The sequence below is a fragment of the Curvivirga aplysinae genome (genome assembly GCF_009711445.1).
Lineage (GTDB): Bacteria > Pseudomonadota > Alphaproteobacteria > UBA8366 > Aestuariispiraceae > Curvivirga > Curvivirga aplysinae.
The window spans coordinates 1-7,829 of sequence record NZ_SMMC01000080.1 but is presented as its reverse complement, the minus strand read 5'-3'; the positions used below and the strand labels follow the sequence as shown (position 1 = coordinate 7,829).

Genomic DNA, 7,829 nt, shown 5'->3' with positions numbered 1-7,829 from the left:
TCGCAATAAGCTATGCAGTTTTTGCAATGCAAAAATGCAGTAATTGCGCGTGATTTTTTTTTCAGATTGAATAAATTCTGATCATCAAGACGGCGGGGCCAACTTCCTCCCACTCCCCCTTATCGGCCCTGCTGTCTGATTAACTACAGAGAGATTTTTTATTACGTCCATCATAGAGTTTAGATGGGCGTTTTTTTGAAGGACAAAGACAATGGCTACATTGAGCACAGAATTCGTAAACTTGGGTCAAGCTGCTTCTGAAAAAACAGGCATCGTTGGCCGTCTTGTTAATAAATTGGCAGAATCCGTTGTTGCAGCTCGCACATACAATGAATTGAACGCTTTGACAGACGCACAGTTGCGTGACATTGGTATTTACCGTAACGATATTACAAATATTGCATTCGGTAAAAACAAATAAGTCCTCCTTTTCTTAGCTAAGAAAAGTGATGGCCTTTAGGTCCCCTGCCTAAAGTGTAGATTAAAGGCGGTTGAGAAACTCTCAACCGCCTTTTTCTTTTGTAATGCTTTTTACTTTAACTCTTTGCATCCTGAATCTCTTCAGAATCTTCGGTCATATATACTTCCGATGTCGCAATTTCTGCTGGGGCAGCATAGAAATCACCATGATCCTCTTCTGATACAGTTTCGCGTTTTAAACAACGCCAAAGCGTAAATATGGTAAAGGAGGCAGAAATGATTACAAAGAACAGGCTAATCCCTTTAGGGCCCATTGTGCCGATCGTAAATGAGCCAAAGATTGGACCTAGAATTGCCCCTAAACACCAAGATAGAGATGCGGTCCCGGCTATTGAAGTATATTCATCAGGATCAGCACGGTCATTGGCGTTAGCAAGGGCAATGGTTAGGGTTGCTTCTCCCAACCCGATGAAGAAAGCAATTGTGATAACTAAGAATAAGAAGGAATTTGCATCTAGATTGCCAAAAATAAAACCAAAAATGCTTAACCCTGTACCACAAATGAAGAGAACATAACGCCGATCTACTTTATCAGAAAGATAACCGAGCGGAAATTGCATCAAGTTGCCTGCTTGTGCAATTGCCATCATGAAACCAATTTGTGTGTAGTCCAAGCCAATCTTTTGTCCGATGACCGCGCCGAGCCCTTGCATGGTCATGGCGGTTGCCCCGCCGATAAAGCACCCGATGAGAGCCACAGGTGACATTTGCCAGAGACGCCCAATCATAATTTTTGTCACCATCGGTGGTGGCGGGGCGGGTAATTTTGTGAGGGCAACAGGGAAAACGGATAGCATATATAATGCGGTTGCAAACATGAAGGGTTGCAAACTGTCTAAGTCAAAGAATGTCACCGAGTAGGCGCCACCACCTAATCCAATCAAATAGATAATATAAAAGGTGGTTAAAATCTGGCCTCGATATTTGCTTTCTGTTTGATCATTTAACCATCCTTGCGCAACAAGGAAAATTGAGTTTCCACAATATCCATTGATAAATCTGATGACGATCCAGGCAGCATAACTTTCTAAAGTTGGAAGCAGTAGGGCACCGATGCCCGATAAACAGGCAAAAACTGAGAAGGCTCTGATATGACCAACCCGTTTTACGATTTGGGCTGAAAACAGGCATGAACATAACATGCCGATTGCAAATGCTGCTACAAAGTCACTGGTGCGAGATGGATCAATGGCATTGATTCCCATGCGTGAGGGAAGATAACTTGCCAAAAAACCGTTTGCCATGGCGGTAAGGGCACTGCTCAGCGCAATCGGGATAATAGAGGAGTAGGTTTTCAAGAGCATTTTTGTTTACAATCAGGTGAGGGGAATCGTATCAGCACCTTCAACGGCGACGATTCTACCCTCTGCAGCTTCCTGACGAATAGGAATGATCGCTTGATACGCATCTGAATGATACCATTCCATCAGTTTTTCCATACTCGGAAATTCCACAACGACGAATCTTGGCGCTGTGTCTCCACCTTCTAGTGATTTTGGATTGCCGCCACGTATAATGAATTTTCCTCCATGATCTGCAATTGTCTTTGGTGTATGGGCTGTATAATCTGCATAGCGTTCTGGATTATGGACGTTTAATTCACCGATAATATAGGCCGTCATTGGTTTCTCCTGCATAGGAAGATAAAATACATTCTGATTTCATTAACCAGAGAAAGAGCTTGCAACCAAGCTTTTTTTGAAAAAGTTAGGAAAAATGACAATATTGTAAAAAGTAGCGATTATTTGCATTGACAATAAGCGCGACGATTAGTACTTACTCACCCGCCGATAGATGAAGTTGTCAAACTTCACTATCCACTTTTAAGGAGAGGTGGCAGAGCGGTAATGCAGCGGATTGCTAATCCGTCATGGGGTAATACTCATGCCCGGGTTCAAGTCCCGGTCTCTCCGCCAGTTTTGATAAAGGGTTAGATGCTGAAACGCTCTAACCCTTTATTATTTTTACCTATATTTATTAATGAAAATCACGGCTTGGGAAAAGTTGTTGGGCGATGTTGCAGGGGTGTCTACCTAGATTACTAGGTTGCATTTTAACTTCTGGATGGTTTTCCATATCTTCTTCCGTTTTGTCATAGCGACCAGATGAAAGTTCATCTAAATAAGGAGATAAATCTTCTAAATGTTTGATGACTAAATGAGTTACGATTCCCTCGCGTTGTAATTCAGCTTTCACACGAATGAAGCGAGAGGTAAAAATTTCTTTTCTGTATTTATCAAACATATCAGGCCAGACGATTAAATTAGCTGTGCCTGTTTCATCTTCAATAGTTAGAAAGATGATACCTTTAGCACTACCTGGGCGTTGCCGTACGATCACCAGCCCCATGGTTGTCAACATGGAGCCATCCTTGATATGAACAAGATCGTTTGCTTTGGTTGTTGTAGGTAGGAAAGGGCGGATGACGCCAACGGGATGTGCTTTTAATGATAAACGTGTAAAGGAATAGTCAGAAACAACTTCTTCTCCTAATGTCATTTCTGGAAGGGTAACAGCAGCTTCTACACCATATTCCTGTTCGTCTGCTATTTCAAAGAGAGGGAGAGGTTTATTGCCATTGATTGCTTTGACCTCCCATAAAGCTTCACGGCGTTTTAGGTCCATAGATTGTAAGGCATCAGCCCGAGCCAAAGCATTTAATGGACGCTTGCCGATATTGGCACGTCGCCATAAATCGTGAGGAATGCGATATCCATTACCTCTGGCGGATGCAATCCAATCGCCATCATTCTGATGTAATCCTTTTATCAATCGCAAACCAAGACGGATTGCATATCCTGAGCTTGCTGGTTCCAATGTACAATCCCAATCTGAATAATTCACATCAGGGGGGCGTATTTCAACACCATGATCCTTAGCATCTCGTACAATTTGTGCCGGGGCATAAAAGCCCATGGGCTGACTATTGATCAAGCCACAAGCAAAGACAGCGGGATAGTGTTTTTTTATCCATGCGGATACATATACCAATAAAGCAAAACTGGCTGCATGACTTTCGGGAAAACCATATTCTCCAAATCCTTCAATTTGCTTGAAACAACGCTCAGCAAATTCTTGTGTATACCCGTTTTTCACCATGCCTTGAACAAATTTATTATAGAAAGTACTGATCGTACCTGTATGTTTGAACGTTGCCATGGATCGGCGTAACTGATCTGCTTCTGAAGGGCTGAAGCCTGCTCCCACAATTGCGATCTTCATTGCTTGTTCTTGAAAAAGCGGTACGCCTAAGGTTTTTGCTAAAACCCGCTTTAATTCTTTGGATGGATAACTGACTGGTTCTTCGCCATTTCTTCTGCGAAGATAAGGATGAACCATATCCCCCTGTATAGGGCCAGGTCGTACAATGGCGACCTCAATGACAAGATCGTAAAAATTTCTTGGTTTCATACGAGGTAAGAAAGAAAGTTGTGCACGACTTTCGACCTGAAAAACCCCGATGGCATCAGCTACGCAAAGCATATCATAAGTGGCAGGATCTTCTTGGGGAAGGGTAGCTAAAGAGAAATGCTTGCCATAATGACTACTGATCATATCAAAACATTTACGAATACAGGTTAACATACCTAAAGAGAGAACATCTACCTTGAGAATACCTAATTCATCCAGATCATCTTTATCCCATTGGATAACAGTACGGTCTTCCATTGCCGCGTTTTCTATTGGGACAATGGTGTCTAGGCGATCATCGGTCATCACAAAGCCACCGACATGCTGTCCCAAATGTCGAGGAAAACCGATTAATTCATGTATGAGATTAATTGTTAGGCGTAAACGATGGTCTTTTGGGTCCAGACCGACGCCTTCTATCATGTTGTCTTCAATTTCATCCCCTTTACCCCAATGGAATATTTGGGAAGATAGAAGCTCTACCGTATCCTGAGATAATCCCATTGCTTTACCAACTTCGCGGATAGCCCCTCGCGCGCGATAACAAGAAACAACGGCTGTCATACCAGCGCGGTGACGTCCATACTTTTTATAGATATATTGAATGACTTCTTCACGTCGTTCATGTTCAAAATCCACATCAATATCGGGAGGTTCATTACGTTCAGGCGAAATAAAGCGTTCAAATAATAAATCCAGATGGATCGGGTCAATGCTGGTGATACCAAGGCAGTAACAAATGGTGGAGTTCGCCGCAGAACCACGTCCCTGACAAAGGATTTCCTTTTTCTGATCCACGCCGCCATTTCGCGCAAATCTGACGAGATCATAAACGGTTAGGAAATAGGGCGCATAATTTAAATCTTCGACTAATTTTAATTCATGCTCAATGACTTTGCGCGCTTTGTTGGGAATACCTCTAGGATATCTATTTTTAGCGCCTTCCCAAGTAAGTTTCTCGAGAGATTGCTGAGTAGTTAAACCGGGTTCCATAATTTCGGTAGGGTAACTGTAGGAAAGTTCATCAAGAGAAAAAGTACAAGCATCTACAATTTCTAAGGAATGGCATAAAGCTTCTTCGAAATCTTTAAATAAAACGGCCATTTGTGATGAGGATTTAAGATGCCTTTCCCCATTTATCAATACGCGTCGTCCTGCTTCATCAATAGTGCATTTTTCTTTAATACAGGTTAAAATATCTGCTAAGGGACGCCTGTGTGGTACATGCATAATAACATCATTAGTAGCGAGTAGTTTTGCACCTGTCGTTTGAGATAATTCAAAGAGCATTTGAATTCTTTGTCGATCATTCCCGCGTAATAGATGGGATGCAGCCACATAAATTCGGTTTGGAAAGGCTTGTGCTAATTGAGTGAGTTGATGTTTTAATTTAGCTGAGTGCGGATTGGGAGCTAGTTGAACCAGCCGCATCTCATTTGCCACAGTTAATACATCTTTCAGATAAAGCTCACATTCGCCTTTTTCTGCACGGCGACGCCCCAAAGTGATAAGTTGGGAGAGTTGTCCATAAGCAGTTCTATTTTCTGGATAAGCGATTATGCTAGGCCCATCTTGTAAATCAAGTCGTGCCCCTACGAGTAAGCGTAAGTGGTGCGTTTTTGCAGCTTTATGTGCTCGAACGATACCCGCTAAACTGTTCCTATCTGCTATGCCAATGGCTTTTAAACCTAATGCTTTGGCTTGGATGATTAACTCATCAGCATGGCTTGCCCCTTCTAGAAAGGTGAAGTTGCTAATCACTTGAAGTTCTGCATATTCCATCAAGCCACCTCAACTGAAACAACCGTGTAAATACCAAGTTTGTTCAGTTTGTTGAACATTATGATAAATCCAATAACGATGACCTGATTGTGCATGGACGATATAGTAATCTCTATCGCCCTGATGCCAATCAGCGTTCTTTTGCCACCAATTGGGGCTTATACGTTCCGGTCCATGCCATTGGATAATTTTTTCAACTTTACCTTTGTATAAGAGGGAATTTGGTGCTGTGCCTTTATGGATTAGAATGGGAACATTATGCAGTAAGGAGGGTCTTTTATTATATCTTGGCCAGTTTGCCTCTAGGTTTGTTTGCCATGCTTGGATGCGGTCAGGTAAATGAGTATCGCGTGCTCGAATATGTCCAACAGCGTGATATCCAAGGCGGTTACGTAAACGATCAATCAAGATATTGAAGTCTTGACGGATATGTTCCCGCTTTTTGATTTCCTGTCGTTCTCCAGTCATTAAGATATTATTTTGATGATGTTGTACTTTTTCCACGGCAGGTGCCAATAACCGCATGCAATCAATACCAAAGCCAGGTTCGATTGCTTTGAGTTTCTCCAAGAATAAGCGCTTGAAATATCTAGGGTTATGATTGGGCTCACTTAATCCGACATGTATGGATTGCTGTGTTTTGTTAACTCTGTCACAGATTAGATGAAGCTTTTTGGCACCCAAAGATTTCTTTTCCAATCGAGTGCATAGTTTTGCGATTAAACGATCCAGGCCTGCCTCGATATCTTCAGCAAGCCCAATTGCGTCAGGAAAGCTCATGCGCATCGCATAAGGGGTTTTATATATCCGTGGTGTAATGGGTTCAACTACATCACCAAGCATCTTATCCAGACGTAAAACGGGTTCTAGCCCATAGCGTCGTGATAGATGGGATCGAGGTAAGATAAGTAAATCCTTTATTTGTCGTAATCCCATACGTTGCAGATCAACAATTAATGCATCAGATAAACGCATAGCAGCAATAGGAAGAGACTGGATTACAGTTTTTAGTGGGGCATCTTGTACAAAAAAGCCCTTAGTAGCATAGCGAGCTAAACCCCAAGCACTCGCAGAGGTGTCTGCTATAGCTAATTGATGATGCAGCCTCAATTGTGATAATTTAAAGGAGAGGTGCTTTAGCATAGCTTGCTCTCCGCCAAAGAGGTGCGAGCAACCTGTCACATCCAATATTAAGCTATCCACACCATCACAAGCGACAAATGGAGTGAATTGGTAGGCCCAATCGGCTAGTTCCTCTAACTTATTTTGTAAAAAATCAGGCGAATGATCCTCTACGATTAGAGTGCTGGATATAGCCCTAGCCGTGGCCATACTCATACCTTTTTTGATACCTTGTTGATAGGCAAAATCATTGGCAGTTTCAATAACTATCTGGTTTTGTGATTTTGTAGTTTGGACATATGGTTGCTCAGGCAATGTATTTTGTCTATTACGACAATCAATGGCCCATTGAGGTAGATATAGGCTTATATATCTCTTGCGTTTACTCATTTAGAACTCCTACTTGCCAGGTTTTAGGAGGGGCATTTCTCATACGTTGTAATTCAAGCTGATAGAGGCCTGCAGTGGGAAGAGGGGTGATGTGCCAGCGGCTGAATATGGCATTGGCATTACTCACATAATCAGGGCTTTGGGAAATAAGAAATCCAATGCTACCACCAATTTCAGCAGCTAATTGGAGGCGTCGGCTTTCTATTAATTTAATAGCAGCTTCTGGTTCTAAAATTGCGATGTGAATAGAGCTTGATTTTAAGGCTTCTTCATAAGACCACAGTAAATCTTGCAGGGAATGACATTGCACAAATAGAATTCTTTCAGGATCAATTCCGTGTTCTAATATTGCTGGGCCATAAGGTACTGCTTGAGCTTTTGCAGAACGACACCATAATATCTTATAATCTATGGGCATTACGGATAATAAGCGTAATAAGAAGAATAGGGCAGAGGGGCCGTTTATTGCATGTACTGCATGTGAAGGAATGCCTGCTTCAGGAAGGTAGGAATCCACTTCATTAAAACTGCTAGATAAAATCCATGGCTTATTTTGTTGTGAATGCAACCGTTCAATTCGACGTAACTTACCACGCAAATTAACTATGCTGGATGTATCTTTGTTATATTGGTTGGGTTGCATT

6 protein-coding genes and 1 tRNA gene are annotated in these 7,829 nt (G+C 42.1%); 2 read left to right on the top strand and 5 right to left on the bottom strand.

Annotation, left to right across the window (positions count from 1 at the left end; genetic code table 11):
* Positions 1-211 precede the first annotated feature (211 nt).
* Positions 212-421 carry a DUF1127 domain-containing protein gene (locus E1160_RS01535; protein WP_155153227.1) on the top strand — a complete coding sequence of 70 codons (210 nt, stop codon included), beginning with the start codon at positions 212-214 and terminating at the stop codon, positions 419-421.
* Positions 422-536: 115 nt separating this feature from the next.
* On the opposite strand, the gene E1160_RS01530 is transcribed toward E1160_RS01535, so the two are convergent.
* Together E1160_RS01530 and E1160_RS01525 are read right to left on the bottom strand one after the other, a co-directional pair.
* Positions 537-1,784 (bottom strand): MFS transporter, encoded by a 1,248-nt coding sequence (locus E1160_RS01530; protein ID WP_155153226.1) that lies wholly within the window; start codon positions 1,782-1,784, stop codon positions 537-539.
* A 12-nt stretch (positions 1,785-1,796) separates the two neighbouring features.
* The gene (locus E1160_RS01525; RefSeq protein ID WP_218048646.1) at positions 1,797-2,102 is read right to left on the bottom strand and encodes a DUF1330 domain-containing protein; all 306 of its coding nucleotides are present in this window, start codon (positions 2,100-2,102) and stop codon (positions 1,797-1,799) included.
* Between the two features lie 205 nt (positions 2,103-2,307).
* Between E1160_RS01525 and E1160_RS01520 the strand changes: the two genes are divergently transcribed.
* Positions 2,308-2,396: transfer RNA gene (locus tag E1160_RS01520), tRNA-Ser, on the top strand.
* Positions 2,397-2,457: 61 nt separating this feature from the next.
* Here E1160_RS01520 and E1160_RS01515 read toward each other — a convergent pair.
* From E1160_RS01515 to E1160_RS01505, 3 genes are all read right to left on the bottom strand, one after another.
* Entirely contained in the window at positions 2,458-5,673 is a 3,216-nt protein-coding gene (locus tag E1160_RS01515; RefSeq protein ID WP_235914015.1) for an error-prone DNA polymerase, read from the bottom strand.
* A gap of 9 nt (positions 5,674-5,682) precedes the next feature.
* On the bottom strand, positions 5,683-7,185 hold the full coding sequence (locus E1160_RS01510) for a Y-family DNA polymerase (protein ID WP_155153223.1): 1,503 nt from the start codon (positions 7,183-7,185) through the stop codon (positions 5,683-5,685).
* Positions 7,178-7,829: ImuA family protein (locus tag E1160_RS01505; protein WP_218048645.1), on the bottom strand; the 652-nt coding region annotated here is incomplete at its 5' end. The genes E1160_RS01510 and E1160_RS01505, both read right to left, overlap by 8 nt.

Bases quoted from the DNA above. Each gene is read 5' to 3' on its own strand.
- E1160_RS01535 (WP_155153227.1), top strand. From the start codon at position 212: ATGGCTACATTGAGCACAGAATTCGTAAACTTGGGTCAAGCTGCTTCT.
- E1160_RS01510 (WP_155153223.1), bottom strand. From the start codon at position 7,185: ATGAGTAAACGCAAGAGATATATAAGCCTATATCTACCTCAATGGGCC.
- E1160_RS01530 (WP_155153226.1), bottom strand. From the start codon at position 1,784: ATGCTCTTGAAAACCTACTCCTCTATTATCCCGATTGCGCTGAGCAGT.
- E1160_RS01525 (WP_218048646.1), bottom strand. From the start codon at position 2,102: ATGACGGCCTATATTATCGGTGAATTAAACGTCCATAATCCAGAACGC.
- E1160_RS01515 (WP_235914015.1), bottom strand. From the start codon at position 5,673: ATGGAATATGCAGAACTTCAAGTGATTAGCAACTTCACCTTTCTAGAA.